General features: G+C 56.4%; 31 protein-coding genes. 9 read left to right on the forward strand and 22 right to left on the reverse strand.

The window, feature by feature from the left end; translation table 11 throughout:
* Positions 1-53: 53 nt before the first annotated feature.
* The 6 genes from grxD to Q0915_RS06040 all read right to left on the reverse strand — a co-directional run bounded on the left by grxD (position 54) and on the right by Q0915_RS06040 (position 5379).
* Complete coding sequence (gene grxD, locus Q0915_RS06015; RefSeq protein ID WP_299480717.1) at positions 54-389, reverse strand: Grx4 family monothiol glutaredoxin; 336 nt, start codon at positions 387-389, stop codon at positions 54-56.
* A complete protein-coding gene (locus tag Q0915_RS06020; protein ID WP_299480720.1) occupies positions 386-523 on the reverse strand; it encodes a hypothetical protein in 138 nt (45 codons plus the stop codon). Before Q0915_RS06020 ends, grxD begins: the two co-directional genes overlap by 4 nt.
* Positions 524-619: 96 nt before the next feature.
* Positions 620-853 (reverse strand): BolA family protein, encoded by a 234-nt coding sequence (locus tag Q0915_RS06025; RefSeq protein WP_008196307.1) that lies wholly within the window; start codon positions 851-853, stop codon positions 620-622.
* 42 nt (positions 854-895) lie between these two features.
* Positions 896-3094, reverse strand: a complete 2199-nt coding sequence (gene purL, locus Q0915_RS06030) for a phosphoribosylformylglycinamidine synthase subunit PurL (RefSeq protein WP_299480731.1) — start codon at positions 3092-3094, stop codon at positions 896-898.
* Positions 3095-3282: 188 nt separating this feature from the next.
* Positions 3283-3489, reverse strand: coding sequence for a hypothetical protein (locus Q0915_RS06035; protein ID WP_299480734.1), 207 nt, complete (start codon positions 3487-3489; stop codon positions 3283-3285).
* A gap of 378 nt (positions 3490-3867) precedes the next feature.
* Positions 3868-5379, reverse strand: coding sequence for a PLP-dependent aminotransferase family protein (locus tag Q0915_RS06040; RefSeq protein WP_299480737.1), 1512 nt, complete (start codon positions 5377-5379; stop codon positions 3868-3870).
* Between the two features lie 105 nt (positions 5380-5484).
* Here Q0915_RS06040 and Q0915_RS06045 point away from each other — a divergent pair, with 105 nt between their 5' ends.
* Entirely contained in the window at positions 5485-5760 is a 276-nt protein-coding gene (locus tag Q0915_RS06045; RefSeq protein WP_299480740.1) for a DUF1127 domain-containing protein, read from the forward strand.
* A gap of 74 nt (positions 5761-5834) precedes the next feature.
* Here the strand turns inward: Q0915_RS06045 and Q0915_RS06050 are convergent, their stop codons facing one another.
* Positions 5835-6371 carry a peroxiredoxin-like family protein gene (locus tag Q0915_RS06050; protein ID WP_299480743.1) on the reverse strand — a complete coding sequence of 179 codons (537 nt, stop codon included), beginning with the start codon at positions 6369-6371 and terminating at the stop codon, positions 5835-5837.
* 109 nt (positions 6372-6480) lie between these two features.
* On the opposite strand from Q0915_RS06050, the gene Q0915_RS06055 reads away from it, so the two are divergent.
* Entirely contained in the window at positions 6481-7284 is an 804-nt protein-coding gene (locus tag Q0915_RS06055; RefSeq protein ID WP_299480746.1) for an AraC family transcriptional regulator, read from the forward strand.
* A gap of 5 nt (positions 7285-7289) precedes the next feature.
* Here Q0915_RS06055 and Q0915_RS06060 read toward each other — a convergent pair whose 3' ends face one another.
* The 5 genes from Q0915_RS06060 to purC all read right to left on the reverse strand — a co-directional run bounded on the left by Q0915_RS06060 (position 7290) and on the right by purC (position 9517).
* A complete protein-coding gene (locus tag Q0915_RS06060) occupies positions 7290-7544 on the reverse strand; it encodes a DUF2164 domain-containing protein (RefSeq protein WP_299480749.1) in 255 nt (84 codons plus the stop codon).
* 23 nt (positions 7545-7567) lie between these two features.
* Complete coding sequence (gene purQ, locus Q0915_RS06065) at positions 7568-8236, reverse strand: phosphoribosylformylglycinamidine synthase subunit PurQ (RefSeq protein ID WP_299480752.1); 669 nt, start codon at positions 8234-8236, stop codon at positions 7568-7570.
* Positions 8237-8255: 19 nt separating this feature from the next.
* On the reverse strand, positions 8256-8363 hold the full coding sequence (locus Q0915_RS06070; protein WP_299480755.1) for a phosphoribosylformylglycinamidine synthase-associated small membrane protein: 108 nt from the start codon (positions 8361-8363) through the stop codon (positions 8256-8258).
* Between the two features lie 16 nt (positions 8364-8379).
* Positions 8380-8619 carry a phosphoribosylformylglycinamidine synthase subunit PurS gene (purS, locus tag Q0915_RS06075; RefSeq protein WP_299480758.1) on the reverse strand — a complete coding sequence of 80 codons (240 nt, stop codon included), beginning with the start codon at positions 8617-8619 and terminating at the stop codon, positions 8380-8382.
* 133 nt (positions 8620-8752) lie between these two features.
* The gene (gene purC / locus Q0915_RS06080; RefSeq protein WP_299480761.1) at positions 8753-9517 is read right to left on the reverse strand and encodes a phosphoribosylaminoimidazolesuccinocarboxamide synthase; all 765 of its coding nucleotides are present in this window, start codon (positions 9515-9517) and stop codon (positions 8753-8755) included.
* Between the two features lie 325 nt (positions 9518-9842).
* Here purC and Q0915_RS06085 point away from each other — a divergent pair, with 325 nt between their 5' ends.
* Complete coding sequence (locus tag Q0915_RS06085; protein ID WP_299480764.1) at positions 9843-10166, forward strand: DUF1476 domain-containing protein; 324 nt, start codon at positions 9843-9845, stop codon at positions 10164-10166.
* A gap of 308 nt (positions 10167-10474) precedes the next feature.
* Here the strand turns inward: Q0915_RS06085 and Q0915_RS06090 are convergent, their stop codons facing one another.
* Positions 10475-10726, reverse strand: a complete 252-nt coding sequence (locus tag Q0915_RS06090) for a hypothetical protein (protein ID WP_299480766.1) — start codon at positions 10724-10726, stop codon at positions 10475-10477.
* Positions 10727-11065: 339 nt separating this feature from the next.
* Between Q0915_RS06090 and Q0915_RS06095 the strand changes: the two genes are divergently transcribed.
* Positions 11066-11875 carry an aldolase/citrate lyase family protein gene (locus Q0915_RS06095; RefSeq protein ID WP_299480768.1) on the forward strand — a complete coding sequence of 270 codons (810 nt, stop codon included), beginning with the start codon at positions 11066-11068 and terminating at the stop codon, positions 11873-11875.
* A gap of 67 nt (positions 11876-11942) precedes the next feature.
* On the opposite strand, the gene Q0915_RS06100 is transcribed toward Q0915_RS06095, so the two are convergent.
* The 3 genes from Q0915_RS06100 to purB all read right to left on the reverse strand — a co-directional run bounded on the left by Q0915_RS06100 (position 11943) and on the right by purB (position 14854).
* On the reverse strand, positions 11943-12497 hold the full coding sequence (locus Q0915_RS06100; protein ID WP_299480770.1) for an alpha/beta hydrolase: 555 nt from the start codon (positions 12495-12497) through the stop codon (positions 11943-11945).
* 27 nt (positions 12498-12524) lie between these two features.
* Complete coding sequence (locus Q0915_RS06105) at positions 12525-13274, reverse strand: metallophosphoesterase family protein (protein WP_299480772.1); 750 nt, start codon at positions 13272-13274, stop codon at positions 12525-12527.
* A gap of 251 nt (positions 13275-13525) precedes the next feature.
* Positions 13526-14854: an adenylosuccinate lyase gene (purB, locus tag Q0915_RS06110; protein ID WP_299480773.1), complete on the reverse strand. Its 1329-nt coding sequence runs from the start codon at positions 14852-14854 to the stop codon at positions 13526-13528.
* A 163-nt stretch (positions 14855-15017) separates the two neighbouring features.
* On the opposite strand from purB, the gene Q0915_RS06115 reads away from it, so the two are divergent.
* Positions 15018-15500, forward strand: coding sequence for an NUDIX domain-containing protein (locus tag Q0915_RS06115; RefSeq protein WP_299480775.1), 483 nt, complete (start codon positions 15018-15020; stop codon positions 15498-15500).
* Positions 15501-15506: 6 nt separating this feature from the next.
* Here Q0915_RS06115 and Q0915_RS06120 read toward each other — a convergent pair whose 3' ends face one another.
* The 5 genes from Q0915_RS06120 to Q0915_RS06140 form a co-directional block, all read right to left on the reverse strand.
* Positions 15507-17120, reverse strand: coding sequence for an APC family permease (locus Q0915_RS06120; protein WP_299480777.1), 1614 nt, complete (start codon positions 17118-17120; stop codon positions 15507-15509).
* A gap of 170 nt (positions 17121-17290) precedes the next feature.
* Entirely contained in the window at positions 17291-17977 is a 687-nt protein-coding gene (locus tag Q0915_RS06125) for an FkbM family methyltransferase (protein WP_299480779.1), read from the reverse strand.
* A gap of 294 nt (positions 17978-18271) precedes the next feature.
* Positions 18272-18940 (reverse strand): ribulose-phosphate 3-epimerase, encoded by a 669-nt coding sequence (gene rpe / locus Q0915_RS06130; protein ID WP_299480781.1) that lies wholly within the window; start codon positions 18938-18940, stop codon positions 18272-18274.
* A gap of 120 nt (positions 18941-19060) precedes the next feature.
* The gene (locus tag Q0915_RS06135) at positions 19061-19831 is read right to left on the reverse strand and encodes a DUF2259 domain-containing protein (RefSeq protein WP_299480783.1); all 771 of its coding nucleotides are present in this window, start codon (positions 19829-19831) and stop codon (positions 19061-19063) included.
* A 58-nt stretch (positions 19832-19889) separates the two neighbouring features.
* Positions 19890-20864, reverse strand: coding sequence for a sodium:proton symporter (locus tag Q0915_RS06140; protein WP_299480785.1), 975 nt, complete (start codon positions 20862-20864; stop codon positions 19890-19892).
* Positions 20865-20976: 112 nt separating this feature from the next.
* On the opposite strand from Q0915_RS06140, the gene Q0915_RS06145 reads away from it, so the two are divergent.
* The 4 genes from Q0915_RS06145 to Q0915_RS06160 all read left to right on the forward strand — a co-directional run bounded on the left by Q0915_RS06145 (position 20977) and on the right by Q0915_RS06160 (position 23841).
* Complete coding sequence (locus Q0915_RS06145; RefSeq protein ID WP_299480787.1) at positions 20977-22245, forward strand: FAD-binding oxidoreductase; 1269 nt, start codon at positions 20977-20979, stop codon at positions 22243-22245.
* A gap of 179 nt (positions 22246-22424) precedes the next feature.
* Complete coding sequence (locus Q0915_RS06150; RefSeq protein WP_299480789.1) at positions 22425-22727, forward strand: PepSY domain-containing protein; 303 nt, start codon at positions 22425-22427, stop codon at positions 22725-22727.
* Positions 22728-22881: 154 nt separating this feature from the next.
* A complete protein-coding gene (locus Q0915_RS06155; RefSeq protein ID WP_299480791.1) occupies positions 22882-23445 on the forward strand; it encodes a helix-turn-helix transcriptional regulator in 564 nt (187 codons plus the stop codon).
* 114 nt (positions 23446-23559) lie between these two features.
* Entirely contained in the window at positions 23560-23841 is a 282-nt protein-coding gene (locus Q0915_RS06160; protein WP_299480793.1) for a PepSY domain-containing protein, read from the forward strand.
* Positions 23842-23908: 67 nt separating this feature from the next.
* Here the strand turns inward: Q0915_RS06160 and Q0915_RS06165 are convergent, their stop codons facing one another.
* Positions 23909-24388: an Lrp/AsnC family transcriptional regulator gene (locus Q0915_RS06165; RefSeq protein WP_029064513.1), complete on the reverse strand. Its 480-nt coding sequence runs from the start codon at positions 24386-24388 to the stop codon at positions 23909-23911.
* Between the last annotated feature and the right edge of the window lie 63 nt (positions 24389-24451).

The raw sequence follows: 24451 nt of genomic DNA on the forward strand, positions 1-24451 counted from the left end.
AAAAGGGCGGAAGATCCGCCCTTTGCATTGATCGCTTCACAATCTGAATCAGCTTATGCAGGCTGCTGCGCTGTCTCGATACCTTTGTCGGTGAGAAGGCCCTGAAGTTCCTGGTTCTGGAACATCTCGCGGATGATGTCGCAGCCGCCGACAAACTCGCCTTTTACATAGAGTTGCGGGATTGTCGGCCAGTTGGTGAATTCCTTGATTCCATGGCGCAATTCATCGTCTTCCAGGACATTGATGCCCTTGTAAGGCGCGCCGACATAGTCGAGGATCTGTATGACCTGGCCCGAAAAACCGCATTGCGGAAAGTTCGGCGTGCCCTTCATGAACAAAACCACATCGTTGCTGTCGACTTCGTTCTTGATCCAGTCCTGGATGCTCATGGATGTGTGTCCTTGTGTTTCACGGGTGCGCTTAGTCTGCGGCCCGTGCGATAAATCAGTAGTGCAAACGCTCTCCAGATACGCAGTTCCATGATCAGCATGATCGTCAAAACAGTAAGGAGGAGCAAAACCATCGAATTTCCTATTGCTTCGTCAGCATATGTGTTTCAGCACGGTGGAAGTTCAAGGGGCCGGACAAAGTGTGGAGCGATTTGTTTCGTCCGTCACTCTCAATCCGGCGCCTTAGTCTGAAGTGCAAGAGCGTGCAACGCACCGCCCATATTTCCCTTCAGTGCTTCATAGACCATCTGGTGCTGCTGTACGCGGCTTTTGCCCCGGAAGGATTCCGAGACCACGTTCGCCGCGTAGTGATCGCCGTCGCCAGCCAAATCCCGGATCTCAACCTGAGCATCGGGCAGCGCCTCTTTGATCAGGGTCTCGATCTCGTTTGCGTTCATCGGCATCGTACGTCAGTCCTCATATTAAGTTCCTGAAAGGCATGCAGGTTAGCTGCCCGCCATGTAGTTCGGGAACCAATCTTCGTGCGCTTTTTGCAAGTTTGCAACGGATATGGTGAGTATGCCCTCAACAGTCAAATCCGTACCGCCGGTTTTGCCGATTTGTTGAACCTCGATCCCGGCGTCCAGTACGTCTTCCAGGACAGCGTCAAGCTTGTCCTCGGCAACGGTCAGGACATACCGGCCCTGGTCTTCGCCGAAAAGTGCCGCATGCGCGGGGCCGTCAACTTCGACCGTCGCGCCGATCCCGCTTGCAATGGCCATTTCGGCAAGGGCGACACCGAGGCCACCGGACGAAATGTCGTGAACACCGCTGAGCCGTGCCGCCCCTATCAACTGGCGCACGATGGTGCCTCGGCGCTTTTCTACTGCAAGATCGACGGGGGGAGGTGCACCTTCCTCACGGCCGAGTACATCCGCAAGATATTGCGTGGCTCCGAGATGCTTGCCCTGCCCGCCTATCAAAAGGATGGTGTCTCCTTCGCGAGCAAACGCAGCGCCTGCGCGAACCGTGACATCCGGCAGAAGACCGACACCGCCAATGGCGGGGGTTGGCAGGATCGCTTCACCGTGGGTCTCGTTGTAAAGCGACACATTGCCGGAAACGATCGGGAAATCGAGCGCGCTGCAGGCTTCGCCAATTCCTTTGATGCATCCGACAAACTGCCCCATGATTTCAGGCTTCTCCGGGTTGCCGAAGTTGAGATTGTCGGTTGCTGCGAGCGGTTCGGAGCCTACAGCGGTCAGATTGCGCCAGACCTCAGCCACGGCCTGTTTGCCGCCTTCATAAGGATCGGCTTCACAATACCGGGGCGTGACATCGACAGAAAACGACAGCCCCTTGCGTGTTCCCGCGACGCGGATAACGCCGGCGTCTCCGCCAGGCGTTGCGGCACTGTTGCCCTGGATCAGCGTGTCATACTGCTCATAAACCCACCGGCGGGACGACCCGTTGGCGCTGCCGACCAGTTTCCTAAGCGCCTCTGCGTAGTCGGCCGGCTCTTCTACATCGGAGGCGGCGAGAACGGCGCGCTTTGCTGGTTCATTCCAGGGGCGATCATATTCAGGCGCTTCGTCTCCGAGCTCCTTGATTGGAAGATCCGCGACCACATCGCCCTGATGTCTGACGACGAAACGGAGCGTGTCGGTGGTGACGCCGACGATCGCAAAGTCGAGGCCCCATTTGCGGAAGATCGCTTCGGCTTCCTGCTCCATTTCCGGGCGCAGGACCATCAGCATGCGCTCCTGGCTTTCGGACAGCATCATCTCGTAGGCGCTCATACGCTCTTCGCGCACCGGCACCTTGTCGAGATCGAGGTCGATACCAAGGTCGCCTTTTGCACCCATTTCAACAGCGGAACAGGTGAGGCCGGCCGCACCCATGTCCTGGATCGCTATGACCGCGCCGGTTTCCATCAGTTCCAGGCAGGCTTCCAGGAGACACTTTTCGGTGAAGGGGTCGCCGACCTGCACCGTCGGACGTTTCTCCTCGATCGTGTCGTCAAACTCGGCTGAGGCCATGGTTGCTCCGCCGACGCCGTCCCGGCCGGTCTTGGCACCAAGATAGACCACCGGCAGGCCGATGCCTTTCGCCTCGGACAGGAAAATTGCGTCCGAGTTTGCAAGACCCGCCGCAAACGCATTTACAAGACAGTTGCCGTTGTAGCGTGCGTGGAACTCGACTTCGCCGCCGACCGTCGGGACCCCGAAGGAGTTACCGTACCCACCAACCCCGGACACGACGCCCGAGACCAGGTGACGCGTGCGTGGATGCGCGGGGTCACCGAATCGCAGCGCGTTCATGGCGGCGACAGGGCGCGCACCCATGGTGAATACGTCGCGCAGGATGCCTCCGACACCCGTCGCCGCACCCTGGTAAGGTTCGATGTAAGAGGGGTGGTTGTGACTTTCCATCTTGAAGACAACCGCCTGGCCGTCGCCGATATCGACGACACCTGCATTTTCACCCGGGCCCTGCAGCACGCGCGGGCCCTCTGTCGGCAAGGTTTTCAGCCATTTTTTTGAAGATTTGTACGAGCAGTGCTCGTTCCACATCGCTGAAAAGATGCCGAGTTCTGTGAAGGTCGGCTCACGGCCGATCAGGTCCAGGATGCGTTCGTATTCGTCCGGCTTAAGACCGTGGGACGCAATAAGGTCGGGCGTGATCTTGATGTCGTTCGGGATCATGTCGTTCCAGTGTTTTGTGGCCGCCGTCTGTGGCTCGGGTAGCCGCGGTCGCGCAATGATGCCGCCGTGTAGCAGATTGCGTCCGGAAAAGGGAGGGGAACGAACAAACTTTGTTTCCGGCCGGGTCAAGGCGGGTTCTGTCGGCGACAAAACCCGTTTTGAACGGCCGCGACCCGAAGGCGCGCGCTTCAGATCCGCTTGGTTACCCGTGACTGCAGTTTCAGTGTTACCTGCTGCCAATCACGCATCTGACCTTCGAGGCGTCTGATTTCCTTGTCCTTGAAAGAACTTTCCTGTCGAAGTTCCTGGACCGTGTGTTCAAGTTTCATGATCCGGAGCAGTAACCGTTCGGCCGTCAGCTCCTTTGTCGTATCAGTATGATTTTCTGCTTGCATGGCGAAACTGCGCCTATTCGAATTTGTACCTTGGGAATTAAGTATTTTTTTAAACACGACTATTACGTCATCATTCAATTCCATGGCTATACACATTTTTACTTTAGGTAAGTTGGGAAATAAAGTCTTCTAGACAACTTCGCGTAGAGTAATGGGTTGTGATGGGATTGTAAAGAAAAACAGTGACAAAATAACTAAAAGTTTAAGTGATCCTTAACGTACAGTCCGTGGACGTGCAATGCGCCCGTTGGGCGGGGAGGTTGTCGAGGGAAATCGAGGACCGGGCCGCGGCTGACGCTCGAGAGCTTCTCCTGCTCGGGCTGGCGATGCTTACTGCCGTAGCGCGCCACTTTGAGCCTGTTGAGGACAAAGCATTCCCTATTCGAAGCTGTCGTAGCCGGCGCCGCTGTCTTCGAGCAGGTTCCTGAGGACTTCCAGCCCTTTGATCGTTTCCTCGCGGGTCAGCGGATTGGTAACGCCGACGCGAACATGGTGATAGACTTTGCCGGAGCGGCCGGATTTGAACTCGTCCTCATCGTCGATAAGGGTATGAAAGGCGGCAGCTGCGGCCTTGAATGTTCCGGATAACCAAGGCTCTGGAACCTTTAGCCAGAAGAATGGGGCATCCTTCGAGGAAACGTGCTCGAACGGGCTGATGAATTGTTGGACCAGTTGATGGCGGGCCGCGATCTCGTCGAGGACGCGTTCACGCAATGTCGCGGCAATCCCACTCAAAACGAGGCGGGAAGACAGCTCTGACAACAGGAAGGATACTCCACCGGTCATCATTTTATGCGCCGTGTAGATGCGCTGTGCGTGGGAATTCGGGCTCGAGACCCAGCCACCGCGCACGCCCGCCGTCACTGCTTTGGAGAGCGACCCTACATGAAACGTGCGCTCGGGGGCAATTTCTGCAAATGGTGCGATGTCTGTGGTGCGCAGCGATCCGTAAACTTCATCTTCGATGATCCAGAGATTGTGCCGGCGCGCGACATCCACCAGGTCTGAGCGTCTTTGTGCCCCCATCAACCTGGTCGTTGGATTGTGCATTGTCGGCATGACGAACAATATTTTCGGATGCCGCTGTGCACATACGCGCGCTAGATCGTCCGGCAAAGGCCCTTCGTCGTCGCTTTGGATCTGCACGGGGCGGCGTCCTGAAAGCGCCGAGCCACGGGCAATCGAACTGTAGGTGAGGTCCTCGAACGCGACCTGGTCTCCCGGGGCCGTTGTCGCCGCGATGATTGACATGATCCCGGCCTGCGCACCGGTCGTCGGGACGATCGATCCCAATTGCGGTTGCCAGTTGCCGCGCGACAGCCAGATGCGTCCTGCCTGCCGCCAGCTGTCAGGGACGGATCGTGTATAGCTCGCGATGTCATACGGGCTGTCATCGGCGATTTCGGCCGTCAGGTCGCGAATAGCCCGCGCCTGTCCGACGTCCGGCGCAGATGTGCTGTCAAAACGAATGGCTTCAGGCGCAGGGACCGTGATGCGCGTTCCGGAAAACGCAACATCCTTGGGGGTCTTCATTGCGCCTTGGACCCAGGATATTTCGGATGAAGACGCCTGGCCTGCGCCCGTGCCAGGAGGTTGAGGACTGTCGTCTTGAGAACCGAAGCGCGCGTCGCGCATTTCACCCTCGTTTGTGCCGAGAACGTATGTGCCGCGTCCAACTTCGCCACTGACCAGTCCGCGCTGCCTAACAACCGCGTAGGCACGGCCGATTGTACCGACTGTCACGCCAAGATCATAAGCAAGATCGCGTTGGGGCGGCAATTTGGTGCCGGCTGCAAGTTTTCCTGTCGCGATGTCCTCACCAATGCAGTCGGCAAGCCGAATGTATATGGGGGCCTGACCATCAGGGATGCTGGGGTGCCAATTTGTCATGGTGACAATTTAGTATATTGCACCCACTGAGGAGTCAATTCATATAATTGGTCCGATACAATTTTGAAAATATGCACGGATTGTGCCCCAAAATTAGGTGAGATCATGAGTTCAATGGTAACAATGAGGGCTGGAGTTCTTCAAGAACGAAGCACGAAGACCCATTTCGGCAGAGTTTTGGTCAGAAAACTGCTGTCCTGGTCGCAATTGTACCGGACACGCCGTCAATTGCTTGAATTGACGGACGGAGAATTGGACGACGTCAATCTGACATGGGAAGCTGCGCGCCGGGAAGCGGAGAGACCGTTCTGGGACAGTGACGGACACTTTGATGGCGAGAGCATTGGCGCGCAACGCGTTATCCGGCGCGCTCATACTTGAGCCAGTATTTTTTCCTTACCTGGCATTTCTGTTCCCCGGGTCGGAAGTGGGATCCCGGCCCGGGGATACGACCCTCAGACCGCGCCGGTATATTCGCCGCGGGCCGGGTAGTCGTTCTTTTGAACGAAGTCGAGTGCGCCGATCATTTCCTGGAAATGCGGGCGCACGAACGGCATCGTCTGAACGGAAGCGAAGTAGAGTGAACCGTCACCCTTTACGAGGAAAACGCCCGGCTCGGAGAAGAGAGCCGGTTCCTCGATGCCGATGGATGTCGTGCCACGGCTTGTGGAGACGTAAAGACCCCATTCCTTTGCAACGGTGAGAGGCAGCCCGTAGCCGAAACGAAGGCCCTCGAAGCCGACCTTGTCGGCCATCTGCTGGGCGCGATCCCTTTCGTCGGATGAAATAGCGACCGTTTTGACGCCCTTGGCTGCGAAATCGGGGGTGAGGCGCCCGAGTTCTTTCAGGTAGGTGGCACAAATCGGGCAATGAAGGCCGCGATAAAAGACGACAAGCGTGGCGAAGTCCGCTGCGTCCTGTGCAAGATCAAATGTGCCCGAGTTTAGGGTTTCTACGGTCAGGCCGGGAACCTGCTGACGTGGGATAAGCATCTTTTTCCTCATACTGATTGGGCAAGGCTTCACATTTGCCTTTTGATGCGCTTAAATTAGCGAACGTTTGACGATGAAACATCCCGAAAAGATGATCAGGAGTACGAAATTGCCGATAGCCTATCGAACATCATTCAGCGGAAAACTCGACCGGCTGTCGTCTCTCATCGATCGCCTGCGCGTTCAGGTCTCCAATGCGCTGATTGATGAACCGAATAACGGCGTCGCAAATCTGGTCATCTTTACAGACGCTGCCGGTGCGCACAGGCTGGTTTTCTGTCCATTGAAGGACGAGGAAACCCGGGTTTTTCCCGAGACCGCGCCCCTGGCGGGAGAAGCGCCATTGGTCGCGGCGCACATTACCATTTCAGGCATCGGCAAGCAGTTGATAAACGCCCTGCCTGCCTGCATCTCGGTGCCGCTTTCAGAAGAACCTTACCTGACCGCGGTCGTGACACCGCTGATAGAAGAGGCGACGATGCCAAGATGCGGCGGACAGGCTGCCTTCCAGCGTCTGTGCGAGGTCGTCGTGATCCGTCTGTTACGTCATGCCATGGAAGAGGGCAGGGCCGATACGGGTCTCCTGAACGGATTGGCGCATCCGCGTATTGCTGCAGCCCTTGTTGCGATTCACGAAGCGCCTGGGGAAACCTGGACATTGGAGAAGCTTGCCGAAACGGCGGGCATGTCGCGGACGCAGTTCGCGGTTACCTTCAAGGATCTGGTCGGCGCAACGCCGATGGGATACCTTTCCAACTGGCGGCTCGACATCGCCCGGGCGGAGCTTGAGGCCGGACGGCAAGTGAAGTCGGTTGCAACGCTTTGCGGCTTCTCAAGCCCGGCTGCATTTTCGCGCGCATTTTCCCGCCGTTTCGGATATCCGCCGAAACAAAAGCGCAATCAGGCTGCCTGAGTGGACTACTTTCGATCCTCGACCTTGCGCTCCATGGCGTAGATCTCGTCAGTGACATCATCGGCCTTGCGCGCAAACAGCGCCTGCGCGTCCTTCAGACCGAGATTGTAGAAATGCGCGCCGAGGGAGCCGCTCAGAAAATCGATCAGGAACTCCGCGTCCATGTTGCCGACCTCAAGGTCCAGCTCATCATCGAGATATCTCTGGATCTGGGCGGTCAGGCGCGTCCTGACCTCTTTGTCGAGCTTGAGTTCCTTCATGGCGTCCTCCCGCGGGCTGCGATTCAGGCTGCCTTGTCAACGAGGCTCTCGAACAGAAGGCGGCCGTCAAGGCCGCCATTGAGCGGTTCGACCAGATTCTCCGGGTGCGGCATCATTCCAAGAACGTTGCCTTTCGCGTTCGTGATGCCCGCGATGTCATTGATCGAGCCGTTGGGATTGGTTCCCTCGGCGTATCTGAACACGACCTGGCCATTGTCCTCGATCCTGGCGAGCGTGGTCTCGTCGGCAAAATAGTTGCCGTCGTGATGTGCCACCGGACAGCGCCAGACCTGACCTTGAGTGAACTTCGACGAGAAACGCGTGACGTTGTTCACCGTCGTCATTTTCACTTCCTTGCAGACGAAGGTCAGACCCGCATTGCGCATCAGTGCGCCCGGCAGGAGGCCTGCTTCTGTCAGGATCTGGAAACCATTGCACACTCCGAGGACCGAAACACCGCTCTCAGCCTTCGCGACCAGATCCTTCAGGATCGGCGAACGGGCGGCGATGGCTCCGGAGCGCAGATAGTCTCCATAGGAAAACCCGCCCGGGACGACCACAAGATCCGCGTCGGGCAGAGTGTTTTCGGTGTGCCAGACACTTTGGGGCTTTGAGCCCGTGATCAGCTCCAACGCATGGAACATGTCACGGTCACGGTTGGAACCTGGGAAAACGATAACGGCGGTTTTCATGGGTCGACCCCGATTTTATTTAGAGCATCACAAGAACGGCGATGAGTGCCGCCAAGGCCGGTATCAGGATGAACACTGCTGCCTTGATCGCCATGAAACGAATGGCGTTGCGGGCATCGTCATCCATTCTCCGGATCCCGAATTCACACGATTTCGATCGCGTAGTTTTCTATGACCGTGTTCGCGAGCAGTTTTTCGCACATCTGCTCAAGCTCGCTTCTTGCGGCATCCTCGTCGGCTCCCGCGAGCTCGACATCGAACACCTTGCCCTGACGGACCGACCCGACATCACCAAAGCCGAGGCCATCAAGTGCACCCTCGATTGCTTTCCCCTGGGGATCGAGAACACCGTTTTTCAGGGTGACGATCACGCGTGCTTTCATATGTCTTTGTCTCCTGCGAAGCCGGTCAAGCTGCCTTCGTGGCTCCTTACACCAGCTTGTCCGGTTCTGAAAGGGAAGAAGGGAGAAGAACAGAAAAACCCCCGCCAATCTTTCCGATTGCGGGGGTCTTTTCTTATTGCACCAGCGTCGGTCCGGAATTGGGCGGACGTTCCGTCGCCATCATGATGCCGAGCCGCTTGGCGACTTCCTGATAAGCTTCCAGCATACCGCCGAGGTCCCGGCGGAAGCGGTCCTTGTCCATCTTGTCGTTGGTCTCAATGTCCCAGAGACGGCAGCTGTCGGGAGAGATCTCATCAGCGACAACAATGCGCATCATGTCGCCCTCGAACAGGCGGCCGCATTCGATCTTGAAATCGACGAGGCGAATGCCGACACCCAGGAACAGGCCGGACAGGAAATCGTTTACGCGGATGGCAAGGGCCATCATGTCGTCCAGCTCCTGCGGGGTCGCCCAGCCGAAGGCAGTTATGTGTTCTTCAGCGACCATCGGATCGTCGAGCTCATCGTTCTTGTAATAGAACTCGATGATGGAGCGGGGCAGCTGTGTGCCTTCCTCCAGCCCGAGGCGCTTGGCGATGGAACCGGCGGCGACATTGCGAACGACCACTTCAAGCGGAATGATCTCGACTTCCCGGATCAACTGTTCGCGCATGTTCATGCGCCGGATGAAATGGGTCGGGATGCCGATTGCATTCAGGTGATTGAAGATGAACTCGGATATCCGGTTGTTGAGAACGCCTTTGCCGTCAACAATCTCGTGCTTCTTGTTGTTGAAGGCAGTCGCATCGTCTTTGAAGTGCTGAACCAGAGTTCCCGGTTCCGGGCCTTCATAGAGAATCTTACCTTTACCTTCGTAAATGCGCCGACGGCGATTCATGTGCTATACCGTTTTTTCGTGAAACCTTTGGACGGGCTCTGCTTACCTTGTCAAAAATCCTGCGGGACATTTCCTGGTCAACCGGCAGGTGCCAATAAGGCTGCAATCCCCGATTTGCGGCGCGGAACTTACCCGAAGCGGGGCAAAAGTACAATCGTATGTTTTTCCGCGCCTCCCGTGCGCACCCGAATTGGCGGGTTTGTCATGCTTTTGACGCAAGTGTGTATGTATCGCGTTGATTTGGCGCGCTTGCAGGGATATGCAAGAGGCCAACGAATCCCCATATGGGGTGCAGTGCATGAGCGCAGTTCAGGAGACGAAGAGTATGAGCACATTCGACAAGCGCGAACAGGGGTTTGAAAGCAAATTCGCGCATGACGAGGAGTTGCGGTTCAAGGCGACCGCACGCCGCAACAAGCTTTTGGGCCAATGGGCTGCCGGACTGCTGGGCTATGAAGGCGAAAAGGCCGAGGAATATGCCAAGGAAGTTGTCCGCGCAGACTTCGAAGAGCCGGGTGACGAGGACGTTTTCCGCAAGATCCGGGAAGACTTCGACACAAACAATATCGATCAGTCCGACCACCAGATTCGCCGCAACATGGACGAACTGATGGCGACCGCTGTCGAGCAGCTGCAAAACGACGGCTGACACCACTTTCAAGTGGAGCGACACGTGTCCAACGCCCGTCGGAAACGGCGGGCGTTTGTTCATACGGCGATTGAAAATGCGCCGCGTGAGCTTTCGTGCGAGTGCGCTTGATTGTGTTCCTCGGCTGCCTTGAGTGTTTTCAGGCCGGTTGAGTGTTTAATTGCTCATGCAGCCTCCAGCGACACAGTTGCCGCCAGCTGTGGCTTAAACGCCGGAATTGCCGGCGCACGAGGTCCATGCGGTCGCGTCCTGCTCGGGCGCACCGCTCGTGATACAAGCGCGGTCATCACTGGTCACGAACCCGAAAATCAGGTCCAGGCGATCGCTGTTCCTATCAGGACAAGCGCCATGCCGGCGAGTTCTCGAACGGAGTAACTTTCACCCAAATGCAATTGCGTGATTGCACCGATAAAAATCACTTCTGCACCCAGTATTCCGATATAGATCAGGCCAAGTCTTTCCTGCCTGAGGGCAAACACCTCGAAGGCGCCGGCCGTGAGCAGGGCGGCTCCAATGATCAGTGCCAGACCGATGCTTGGAAATTCCGCCAAGGACTTCATCGCGACCATTGCTACACTGTAAAAAAACGCCGAAATTAGCGCGAGTATTGCTACAGAATTGAACATTTTTCTAAATAAAATAATTAAAGATTACCTAGCGTAAGGAATGCAGATTCTCCGGTCAAGGAAAAAGGGATTCTCAGGCTTGCAAACGCAGCGAAGTTTTAAAAAAACTCCACCGGAAGGGCGCGGTTCATACGTTCTCAGTTGTTTACCAAGCCAAGATGCCGTGAATTGATTCATTCATCGCGTGATCATTGAACGAATTTGTCTCCGACAGGGCTTGCAGCCATTGCCGTCGCGCGGTTTGATCGCGGCAAAACAAATGGGAGATCGAGCGTGACGGAAAAACAATTTCTCGCAGACAAGATGCGGTCTGGACAGCCGGTTGTGACAAGCTGGTGTTTTCTCCGGTCGGCGATGATCCCGGAGATCCTTGCTCGAGCGGGATATGGTGCTGTCACGATCGACATGCAGCACGGCATGTACGATTTCGATGGGACTGTTGATGCAGTAACGCATATTGCCCTTGGTGGCGCGCATCCCATCGTCCGCATCCCGGTTGGCGACAATGCGCTTGCCGGACGGCTGATCGACATGGGCGCTGAGTGCATTATCGCACCCATGATCAATTCAAAGGCTGATGCTGAGGCGTTCGCGCGGGCCTTAAAATATCCGCCGGTCGGAGATCGCAGCTGGTCACCGCGCCGCGCGGTAATGCTGACAGGCCAGACCAATGAGGAGTATCTGAAGGCGTCCAATTCCCAAACGCTTGGGCTTGCGATGATCGAGACGCGTGAAGCGATCGATGCTCTGGACGATATCCTGTCGGTGCCGGAGCTCGACGGCATTTTTGTCGGACCGAGCGACCTGTCACTGTCACTTTCCAATGGTTCTGCACTCGACCCGAATGGGGAGGCAACCGCCCGCGCCTGTGCCGAGATCGCGCAAAAGGCACTTGCGGCCGGCAAGCTCGCCGGGATCTTCTGCCTCAGCGGCGAAAAGGTGGAAGAAGCCGTTTCAATGGGATACCGCCTGATCTCTCACGGGATCGACACGCTCTTTATCGACGGTGCAGCGCGCAACGCGCTCGGCGAAGTCAGTTGGCTCAAGGACAAGGTCTCTAAAGCAGGCGGAACCGGCTACTGACAAGCGGCGAGCACCGGGATTGATACGCTGAGCGTAAGCGATCGGCGTGTCCGTTGTTGTCGACAGACTAACCCAGGCGTTTCATGAAATGCGCAAAGGACATCATGCCCTCCGGCCAGGGGCCGTGTCCGCTTTCCAGATTGATGTGTCCGGCCTCGCCCGCATCCTGAAATGTCGTTCCCCACGCGTTGGCGAATTCCTGCGCGCGCTCAAAGGTACAATACGAGTCATTTCTGCTTGCCACGAGATGGGCTGGAAACGGGAGCGGGTCTTGAGGAACCGGCTTGAAATCACCGCCATCGAAGTCTTCGACAAGTCCTTCCCGGTCCCAATCCGACGGTGCCACGAGATAGGCACCTCTTACCTTGTCCCTGAGCACATGTGCTCCATGCGCCACCAGGATGCAGCCAAGTGAATGCGCGACCAGGACGACCGGTCGCCCGGCGGCCTCAACCTCTTCGACCAGTTTTCCAAGCCATTCCTTCTTGACCGGTGCCAGGAGCTCCGTCTGCTTGACGACGCGGGCCGTTGGCATCTTGTCGCGCCAACGCAATATCCAATGACCCGGGAGCGGCTTGCCATAACCTGGAATGAGCAATATGTCCGTTTCGGAAATTTTCATTCTTGTGCCTTGTACGTGTTCGCAACGTCAGGAAAGCGGGCCGTAAAATCCATGGGCCAGGGCGCGCGCCCAGCCTCTCCGGCCGTTTTTTTCCGCTTCGCGGCTTGCTGCATCCCAGTCGTAGCTGAGGACCTTTTCCTGAAAATTCCAGTCCTTTCCGGACTTGGTCATAAGGGCATAACGCGCGTGCGGGCTGCCGACTTCCATCTTGTGAAGTGCCGGATGATCGTCCTGGTAGGAGGGCAGGCCAACGCTGCCGGGATTGAGGATTGTCTGTCCTGTCACTTTGAGGCGAATGATCCTGGGAATGTGTGTGTGTCCGCAGCAAATGATGGGCGATTTCTCGCCCTTGATGTCGGCAAGCAGGGTGTCCTCATCCGGCAGATGCCCCTTTGGTCCCTCAATTTTTTCTGTCAGATAGCAGTTGTCGTTGTCCGGCGTCCCGTGACACAGAAATATGTCGTCGCTCAGACGGATCGTCGCGCCGGTGGTACGCAGCCAGTCCAGGTTCTCCTGCGACAGCCGCTCTGCAGCAAAGATGTCGGTTGGTCCGAGGGCTTCAAGAGGATCCTCGATCAGAAACCGGTCATGATTGCCACGGACGGTCGGCCAGTTTTTTTCGCGCAGAATAGTTGCGGTTTCATCCGGCCACAGCGGTCCTGAAACACAGTCGCCGAGATTGACGATCACATCCGGGCTCTCATGCTTCAGGTCTGCAAGAACCGCTTCGAGAGCGAGCAGGTTGCCGTGAATGTCTGAAACAACGCCGATTTTCATGAAGGTCTCCGCCTGACAGGCACAATGAGCTAGGATTTTCGGTTGGATCAATCCCGCTCGAACCATCCTGCAGCGTATCTGCAAGCTTGGGTTCGACAATTTGCCAGGTTTGGTTGCGAGCTGACCAATCTCAGTCGTGACAAACGTGGCAAATTTCGATCCGATTGTCATCCCGGATGAAGCGACGATCCGGGATTCCATATTCCGTCTTTGCTGCCAAATCTGACAAACGCCGTCGTGGTGTCGACGCGTCAGCTATCTGAGAACACCCGGTCGAAGATCACGTCGACATTCTTCGTGTGATAGCCAAGATCGAACCGGTCTCGAATTTCCTGTTCGGACAGATAATTGCGCACATCGGCATCTGCGAGCAATTCGGCCAGGAAGTCGACAGAGGCAGCGCCGGCGACCTGGTAGCTGTCCCAGACCTTCATCGCATTTCTCTGAACCAGCCTGTAGGCATCTTCCCGCGACGAGCCCGCCTGGGTCAAAGCCAGCAGAATACGCTGGGAATGAACCAACCCGCCGAGCCGGTCCATGTTGCCGATCATGCGCTCAGGATAGACCATCAGCTTGTCGATAACGCCCGTGAGGCGGACAAGTGCAAAGTCGAGCGTGACGGTCGCGTCCGGACCGATCATGCGTTCAACGGAGGAATGCGAGATATCGCGCTCATGCCACAGCGCGACATTTTCCATGGCCGGGATGGAATAGCCGCGTACGAGGCGCGCAAGCCCGGTCAGGTTTTCGGTCAGCACCGGATTGCGTTTGTGGGGCATGGCGGACGAGCCCTTCTGCCCCTTTGAGAAGAATTCTTCCGCCTCGAGTACTTCGGTGCGTTGCAGATGCCGGATTTCGGTGGCAACCCGCTCAATGGAGGATGCGATCACGCCGAGCGTTGCAAAATACATGGCATGGCGATCACGAGGAATAACCTGCGTGGAAACGGGTTCCGGCTTCAGGCCCATGGCCTTTGCCACATGTTCTTCAACGCTCGGGTCGATATTCGCGAACGTGCCCACGGCGCCGGAAATGGCGCAGGTCGCGATCTCCTCGCGAGCCGCCAGAAGGCGGGTCTTGCAGCGGTCAAATTCTGCGTAAGCTTCGGCCATCTTGAGACCGAAGGTGACCGGCTCGGCGTGGATACCGTGGGAGCGACCGATGCACACGGTGTCCTTGTGTTCCATGGCACGGCGTTTCAATGCGGCCAGCAGAGCCTCAAGGTCGTCAAGGAGAAGGTCGGTCGCCTTGACCAGCTGTACGTTGAAACATGTGTCCAGGACGTCGGACGATGTCATGCCCTGGTGCACGAAGCGGGCGTCTGGACCAACGATTTCCGCCAGATGCGTCAGAAAGGCTATGACATCGTGCTTCGTCTCGCGCTCGATCTCGTCGATGCGGTCGATGTCGAAGGTGGCGTTGCCTCCTTTTTCCCAGATGGTCGCCGCGGCTTCCTTGGGAATGACACCGAGGTTGGCCAGCGCGTCGCAGGCATGGGCCTCAATCTCGAACCAGATGCGGAATTTGGATTCAGGAGACCAGATGGACACCATGTCGGAGCGGGAATAGCGCGGGATCATCGCGGGCAGGACCTCATGTGGAAGGAGTGTGTGGCTGCGAAATAGCAGAGCAGGGCGCACCCTTCAATGCAGCGAAGCCGATTTTGCTTGCAGGCATCCCCCTCCTTGTGAATTTTACGGGCTGGGGAAGAACAGACGATCCTCTCAGGTGATGGAGACACACATGCCAATCTGGCGTCCGGCAAATACAATCACCGTCAAGGCACTCGCACTCATCTGGCAGGACGACGCGTTGCTCCTTTCCGATATTTTCGACGATACCGGCCGGGTCAAGGGTATGCGGCCCCTGGGTGGAACCGTCGAATTCGGTGAGCCCTGGCGAGATACGCTGCAGCGAGAATTTCTGGAAGAGCTGGGGGCTCGTATCACACTTCTCGACAGCTACTTTGTCGTTGAGAATCTTTTCGAACATCATGGTGTTGCCGGCCACGAGATCATTTTTGCCTGCCATGCCCATTTTGCTGAAAGCCGGTTTTACCAGAAAGACAGTATTGCGTTTGAAGACAGCGATGAAACATCCGGCATAGCCAAATGGGCCTCACTCGCTGAACTGGACGCCAAGGGGTTGGAATTTTACCCGACAGGGCTCAGGGAAAAGCTTACTGAGCCTGGCCGGCCTTTGACGGCGAAACCGCGCCTTAGCTGATTGCTGTCAATCCCGCTTGAAACCGGGCTCTTCGACGGGTGCATCCTCCACAACATCGTATTCGCCGATTTCGTCGAGTTCTTCTTCGGCCATATAGAGATCGAACTTGTCCTTGGGCAGACTGAGACGGTTGGCCATGAAATATACGCCTGTGGCAAGCGCACTGACGGCGAGTATGTCCGGGCCGACAGGGATGATGTCCAACCCACCGCCGAAAGACCCAAGATAAGACAGGATTACGAGGCCCGGCAGATAGGGCAGAAGCCAAAGCGCTTCACGCCAGTCCAGACTGTCAAAACCGCCTTGTGCATTTCGGACAAGCAGAAGCATAAGACCGATCAGCAGGCATATGACCAGATGGACCATTGTGTCCCAGCCGCTCCAGTAGATGATCAGGCTTGCAACGACGAAGGCGAGGCATCCCGTAACGGGCGCGACAGGCAGAACAAATGCCCTCGGTGTGTTGGGAAGCAGGCGCCTGAAGGCAAGCACGGCTATCGGGCCGACGACAAATGACAAAACAATGGAAGACGTGTTGAGCGCGATGACCTGCTGAAAAGGCAACACCACAAAGAAGACCGCCGCGACCAGAAAGTTCACCAGAAGGGAAAACAGGGGAACGCCGCGGCTGGAAAGTATTTCCATGAATTTCGGGAACAGCCCGTTTTGAGCCATTGCAAGGCCGAGCCGCGCGTTGGAGCCGACCGACACCAGACCGGATGCAAAACTGGAGACGCGTGCGCTTGTGTCGAGAATACTCACGATCCAGAGAGCTCCGACCGCGGTGGCAAGCGACGCCATCGGCCCGAGCTGTCCCGAAAAATGCAGCTGATGCCAACCGCCTTCGAGGTTTGCGTGATCCAACGCTCCGAGAAATGCAAGTTGCAGTCCGCCGAGGATCAGAAGGCAGACGACGAGGCTCAGAACAAGTGCAAGCGGCACGTTTACCTTCGGGTTTTTTGCTTCGCCTGCCATATCGATGACATGGCGGAACCCGATCAGGGCAAAGATGACACCACCGGTTGAAATCGCCGAGAGAATGCCCTTTACGCCTTCTGGTGCAAAGCCTCCGTAGTCACTGAAGTTGGCGATCCGAAATTCGGATGTGAGAATTACCGCAGCAAGGAGCGCCGGTACGATGACCTTCACCCAGGTTAGTGCCGTGTTGATACGCGCGAAGAATTTGACTCCAAAGGCGTTCAGCACAGTGAAAACCAGGAGCAGTACGCAGGCAACCCCGAGCCCGCTGACCGTCAGCTGCCCGTCTGTGTCATAAAGCCAGGGCGCAATACTTCTGGAATATCTCAGCACCGCCTCGACCTCGATGGTCGCGGCGGTGTTATACCCGATCCAGGCCGTCCATCCCATTGTCATTGAAACGACCGAGCCGTGCGAAAAATGCGGGACACGGCCGATGCCGCCGGCAACAGGGAGAATCGTTGCGATTTCTGCAAAGGTTGCGGCAAGCAGAAGCATCGCGAACCCGCCGATGACCCACGCAATAAGCGCTGAAGGCCCGGCAGCCTGGGCAGCAAGGAGTGGCGCGAACAGCCAGCCGGATCCCAAAATGCCGCTGATAGCGACGAATGTGAGCCCCAACAGGCCAATGCTGCGACGCATGTGTGCCAAGATGTCCCCCCGACAATCAATAAAGCATCTCGGACGACCTTAGCCGAGGGGAAGCCCGGTCGGGAAGACAGGAGTGAGAATTGTGTTTGGGCAACCTGTTGAAGAAATGCGCTTTTTGATGAGTTTTATGCGGCCAACCGGTTGCCAGGCGCTCGAATTTGTTATCGCGCCAGCACGAGAGCCGCCTTGCCGCCATTCTTCAGATCGAATGGCTCACGCCTGACGCGTGTTGAGAACATGTTCCTGACGTCCCGCCTGAATACTTCAAAGCGCGTGTATCCAAGCGATTCCAGTGTTGAAATCAGGTCGGCTCCGCTCTTGTCGGAAAGAACCTCGCAAAGAAGCGGTATCGTATTTTTTGAAAGCGTTTCGACGCCGCCGCTGATGACGCTGGTTTCATGCCCTTCGACATCGATTTTGATCATTTTGATCTTGGCTGCATCGAGTTGATTTTCGTCCACGAACGCATCAAGCGTGGTGCATACGATGTCGGCCCTGTCGACCGCGATTTCATGATGAGAAGCATCAAGCGTCGCCCAGCCAAGATTGCCGTTTCTTGGAATGAATATCGGGACCTGACCCTGCCGGTCGGAAAGGGCCATATTGACGGCCTCGACATTTCCGGCACCCGACAGGCCGAGATTGGCCTTCAGAATTTCGTAGGTGACCGGGTTCGGTTCGAAGGCAAAAACTGTCTTGAAACGGTCGCGAAGCAATATCGAATAAACACCGATGTTGCCGCCGACATCCAAGAAAATCGCATCTTCTTCCGGAGGGTTCTCATCGAGCAAATCGAGAACTCCGTCCAGCTGGGTTTGTTCGAAACTGCCGGTGCTGAACAATCGCATTCCGATGACATCGTTCATCGGTACGCAAATGTGCGTGAAGCGGTCTTTTTTCGACGCGCGCTTTCGCATCATTTCCGCTAGGGCATAAAGGGCGCGATCAAGTATTAAATCGGATAGTTTTCTCTCACGTAACATATGCGCCCGCTGTTCGCCTGGAGTGACTGTGCGTCTGAGTGCGAGAGGGTGGGTGACGGGGCTTTCGAAACAATTAAAGTGATTGCACAAATTTCTGGCGTTTGGCGCTTTGCAGCGTTGTTTTTACATTGAGACAACCGGAGAGTGCTTCGAAAGTACTTACACTTTAACAGCATCCCTGATCGCGGATATGTTCGCCGAATAGGCCTCTTTTGTGCCTCCCTTGAAGACTGCAGACCCGGCAACCAGCACGTTCGCGCCCGCAGAAGTCACCAATGGAGCGGTCTCCGGTGTCACACCGCCATCGATTTCAAGATCAATCGGGCGGTCTGCGATCATATCCTTAATCCGGCGGGTCTTTTCGACTTGCGAGTGGATGAATTTCTGGCCGCCAAATCCGGGGTTCACAGTCATCACCAGAATAAGGTCGACCCTGTCCAATACGTATTCCAGCACGTTTTCCGGCGTCGACGGATTGAGCGAAACACCTGCCTTTTTGCCGAGATCGCGGATCGCCTGAAGTGTACGATCAAGATGAGGCGTTGCTTCAGCATGCACTGTGATGATGTCCGATCCGGCTTTCGCGAATGCCTCGAGATAAGGATCAACCGGTTCAATCATCAGGTGTGTGTCAAACACCTTGTCTGAAAGCGGACGCAGTTTTGCGATGATGTCCGGACCAAAAGTGATATTCGGAACGAAGTGACCGTCCATGACATCCAGGTGGATCCAATCGGCACCGGCCTCCACAACGTCGCGGACTTCCTGTCCAAGCTTGGAAAAGTCTGAGGCAAGGATTGACGGGGCGATTATTGTTTCGTGCGGCATGACAGGCTCCCGGAAAAGTCGGCGTCCGGAGTGCTTCACCAACCGGACAGACGGTATTGCCTGCGCGGCTATCATGCACGCTCGCGACTTTCAAACTCTTTTTGCCGCCGTTTCGGGTTCCTAGAGCCGGCCTGCTATCGCCAGATACCTGCGGTCGGGCCCTTCAAATCCGAGGCTTTCCATTTGGATCAGCACGGCGAACACCGGCGGGGCCTTTTCGGGGTAGTAAGTAAAAAACCGCTCAATTCGGTACGCCGTGGGGCAAACACGACTGTTTGGAAGGGTTGTGTCGTGGTTCAGTGTCCGCGTCACGCCGTTGTTGACCATGGTCAACCGAAAGCCCTTGCTCTTGACGTCGTAAGCGGTGCACTGGGCGTTCTGTAACGGGAACTCGGACAAGGTCAGGTCGACCGACGTCTCGCCGGACAGGAGTGGCAGTCTGGGAGCGGCGACCATCTTGTGTGGATTTGACCCCAGTTCTGTTCTGGGATTAAACGCAACGGTCTGGCCCATGCCGGCAATCCCCTTCAATTCGAGGAGTTTTTCGGCCGCGCCGAAATTACGCGCACGGGATTCGGTCAAGTACGCATACTCGTCTGTTCCCTCGAGGTACTCCATCTCGTCAATTCGGCGAAATGGCGAGGGTTTCACCCAGCTGTCGCCAAGCACATCGATCACGAAAATGTCCGTATAAGGATAGCCCGAGCCATCCTGGAACCCGTATTGTTCGAAGGCAAAGAAATCACCGTGTTTGGAGAAGCCGAAAATCTCCAGCTTTGCGTCGTCTCCCGCAAAGGCAGAACCGGCTGAAGCCGAGATCATCACGAAGGAAGTCAGCAAGCAAAACACGGCTTGCTGGAGCTTTCTCTTCAGGCAGGACTGGACGGGCATGCGTTTACCTCCGACTTCAAACGTTCGTGTCGGTAGTTAAGCATGGCAAGTCCCGGTTTTAGTTCCCCGGCGTCACAGTTTTTGCGTTTTGGCGGCAAAAAACACGAACGAATGGTTTGAGGAACATGGGAAGCAAATAAATCGGGAATTGTCCGACCGCAAACCAGAGCCAGGTGAATTCGGGAAGAGTTCCTCCGAAGGCGGCGACCATCAGCCCCATGTTTCGCGTGCCGCAAGTGTGAGCGATCGCATAGGCGTCCTCCCGGGTCGCCGGGGCGAACAGCAAAAGCGACAGACCGATCTGAACAAGGGCCAGACAAAATGTGAGCGCGGTTATCATGAGCGTATGAAGCGGCCGGTCCGCGAAGCTGGCGGCAACACCGTCCATTGCGGCAATTGCAAAAAACAGCAGGAGGAGAACATTCAATCCGCCGATATGGTTCGCGCTTCGCTTCAGCCGTTCTTTTCCTGCAATTTTCCTGAGTAGCATCGCGAGCAAAAATGCGCCTGCAAGCAGGATCGACAATTGTGTGGCAAGCCCGGTGACGCTCAGCGGAAGAGCCGGGCCGAGCATGAGGCTGCCGATAAAGGGTGCCGTTAGCGGGGTTACAATCAAGGCCGCAACAGAAAGTGCAAGGCTGAGCGTTCCGTCGAGGCCTAGCAGATAGATGAAGGCCGGCGCGGCCATGACAGGAGGTGCTGCCGTCGCGATGTAAAGCGCCAGCACGACGTCTGTTCCCAGCGCGGCAACACCTGAAAGCCGGATGAGGAGATAGGTCAGCAAGGGTGCGCCGAGCATCATCCATACCAGCGCAGCGATCAGAAGTGCAGGCCGTTTCAATCGGATCTTGATCGCACTTTTGTCGACCCGGAGAAACGCCAGTGTCAGGAGACTGAAGACTGCGAGCGCGAGATAAGGGCGAAGATGGGCTGACAGGACCGGCAGGGCCATTCCGATAAAGATGCTCGCGGCGAGTGCAGCGGTGCCGTGTCTGCCGATAAACGCCAATCCTGCCCCGAGTAGTCGAATCATCTAGTGTTGTCTCCAGAAACCGCAAGGTGAGGCAGAAACCTTGCGCTACTTAACCGAACCGCGGCGCCCACACCAGACGCAATGGTGTGCAGGAAATGTCTTTAGCATTGGTATGGCAATAGAAAACGGTCAACACACTTCATTCGACGTCGTGGTCCTGGGGGCCGGTATCGTCGGGGTCTCGACAGCTTTTCACCTGAAGCTGCTGGGGCTTGATGTTGCCCTTGTGGACCGGTCTCATCCCGGCGAGGAAGCGTCATTCGGAAATGCGGGCATCATTCAGTGCAATGGGTTTGTTCCCCACGCAATTCCCTTAAATCCGGTGCAGATCCTGAGCATCTTGTTCGGGCAATCCAGTGCTGTGTCCTGCGATCTGAAAAAAGTTGTCAGCCTTGCGCCCTGGCTTCGCAAATACCACGCGGCCAGCAGCGGACGCGGGATAGAGCACTATTCCAGAGCCATCGCGCCTCTCAGGGCACTGGCTGCGCAAGACCATCTTGAACTCGCCCGTCTGTCGATCGCAGAGCGATTTTACCGCAAGGGTGGATGGCTGCATCTTTATCGATCGGACAGCTCGTTTCGGGAGGACGAAGTTGAGCGTCATTACGCGCGCGTTCACGGGGTTTCCTATGACGAGTTGTCCAAGGACGAAACGTCCACCCTCGAACCGGGTCTGAAACCCGTGCATGTCAAAGCAGTGCATTGGAGCGAGAGTTGCTCCGTTTCCAACCCGGGAGCCGTGGTTGACGCCTTTTGGAGAGGATACATACAAGCGGGTGGCCGATCCTTCAGGGGGGATGCCCGCAAGTTGCAGCGGCAGCGGGGAACCTGGCGGATCGAGTGTGAACGCGGTCCGATCAGCGCTCGGAATGTGGTGGTGGCGCTCGGTGCGTGGTCCATGGATCTCTTGAAGGAGTTCGGGGAAGATTTCCCGCTGGTCGCAAAACGCGGCTATCACATGCATTACCAGCCAGAACCCGGCGCTTCGCTTTCCCGGCCGGTCGTCGATGTCGACAACGGCTTCGCGCTGACGCCGACGGACAACGGTATCCGTCTGACCACCGGCGTCGAACTGACGGATAGGGATGCGCCAGCAAATCTGAATATCATCAAGCTGGCGAAACGCCGCGCTTCGGAGCTGTTCCCGTTGGGCAATGCACTTCAGGAAGCGCCCTGGTTGGGGTCACGTCCGTGTCTTCCCGATTCGTTACCGGTCTTCGGCGCTTCTTACAAGACGCCTGGCCTCTGGCTAAATTTCGGACATGCACACGACGGTTTTACGCTCGGCCCTGTCACCGGGCGTCTATTGGCCGAGCAGATTGCAGGCAAGGATACTGGTTTGGACCTGACAGCCTTTGCGCCTTCACGATTTGCGATTTGAGCATGTGCTGTCCGCATAAACCCCGCATAAACCTTCCAGGAAGGCGCATAAACTTTGGTTCATTCCCGGGTTGATAAGCCTTAGGCGTATGGCGCCAGTCGCATTCCTCAAACCAAATCCGGGCGAGCCGGTGATTGGTTCGCCGGTGCTTCACCCCACCTGTCAAAGGAATGCAGTCAATGAAGAAACCATTCACATCCTCAGCGCTCACACTTTTTTCGATTTCCGGTCTGGTTGCCAGCATGGGCGTTGCAGCGGCCGCTGTCTCATTGGGTGACAAGTTGGGCACGAGCGAAGATGAAATCCGCTCCGCGCTTACCCAGCAGGGTTATACCGTTGAGGAAATCGAAGCTGAAGACGGAAAACTTGAAGCCGAGGTCACGCTGGATGGCCAGGAAATGGAAGTCGTCGTGGACGCTGCCTCCGGGATGGTTCTTGAACTTGAACTGGAGAAAGACGAAGACAGTGAAGACGACGACTGAGATTTGTCCTGAGCCAGCCCTGGCCGGACCGCACCGGGATCCGCCCCGTTCCCGCCGGCTGGGGTTTTATCTGGATTTCATTTGAGCAAAGTCGGAAAATCAGACACAGGAAGCAAATCTGGATGGTCGCCACCGGCACAGAAAAGGACATTGAATGAACTCGCTTGAACGTTGGCGTACGGCGTGGCCCTGGATAATCGTCGGTCTGCAGGCTGTGTGTGTACTGTTCCTCTTGAGTGGAGAAGTGTCTGAGTTTTTGTGGGGAGAAATGACGGGGGGCATTGTCGACAATGACCTGCTCGAAAACCTTGTCATTTCGGTGCTTCTGGTCAGTCTGATCGGATCCGGCTTGGAGGTGCGCAAAGTCATGAGCCGCCAAAAGCGATTGGAAAATCAGGTCAAAGCAGCTTCCGGCGCTTTTGCCTCAATGTTGGAAGAGCATTTCGAGGAATGGGCGCTCACGCCGTCCGAATGTGACGTGGCGATGCTGTGTCTCAAGGGCTTTTCAATTGCCGAAATCGCCAGGATCCGCAAGACCGCCGAAGGCACGGTGAAAGCTCAGTGCAACGCCATCTACCGCAAGGCCGGCGTAAGTGGCCGGCCGCAATTGTTGTCGCTCTTTCTCGACGAACTCCTTTATGGGGCAGTGCTTGAGGAAGGTGATTCAGACCCCGGGCAGGGTAAAAGACGGACCCGCCTCGAACAGGTTCAGGTATAAGCCGATTTCATGTCAGGCTTGGCCTGATTGTGTAAGATCTTTAACTTGAAGCTCTCCGGATCGCCCCCATCTGGCAGTCAACAGCCAAAACACGTGAGCGAAGTCTGGAGAAAAATGTTTCCGTCCAATCCAAAAACTGCCGCAAGGCCCGGAGCACTGGCTGCGGCGGTGTTCGTTGCCACCGGCACAGCCGCGTTTGCCCAGGTCCAATCCGGGGACACCGTTGGAACTTCGGTGTCCGGGATAGCCCTGGCCCTGGAAACAAGCGGCTATGATATTCGCGAGATCGAAGTCAAAAGGTCCCGCATCGAGGTTGAGGCGATCCTTGAGGGGAACAAGTTCGAGATCAAGATTGATCCGCAATCAGGCGAAGTGATTGCTGTGGAGCGCGACTGACACCCGCAAACCGGTCGAAAACCTGGTTCTTCCGTGGGCGCCCAGGTGAGCTGCGGCCTGGTGCCTATCAGTTCTCCCTAAGAGGCAAAGCGACGGTGTCCTTGACCGTATTGACGACGATCCTCGACTGGACATCGGAAACCAGCGTGTTGTCCAGCAGCTTCAGCCGGAGAAAATTGTCGTAGGTCTTTATGTCGTCGGTGACGACTTTGATCAGATAGTCCACTGCGCCGGTAATGCGTTCGCAGGTCACGACTTCAGGCCAGTGATGCACCAGCTTGTCGAAAGTCTCCATATTGTCGCGACTCGGGACAGCCAGTTTGACAAATGAATAGGCGACGAAACCCAAGCCGACGGATTCCCGGTCGATAATCGCGGTGATCTGGCGGATAATGCCCTGTTCCTTGAGTCGTTTGATCCGGCGCCAGCAAGGTGTCTGACTCATTCCCGCTTCTTTGGCCACTTCGGCGATGGACAGCGATGCATCCCGCTGCAAGACTCGGAGAACACGTATGTCGGATGGGTCGAGAAGATATTTATCGGTCATCGTCTATTTGGGGAATTTTTATGCGGTCTTGACGTTATTGGCCGTGACGATAGCACAGAAATT

The organism is uncultured Roseibium sp. (genome assembly GCF_947494555.1).
Lineage (GTDB): Bacteria > Pseudomonadota > Alphaproteobacteria > Rhizobiales > Stappiaceae > Roseibium.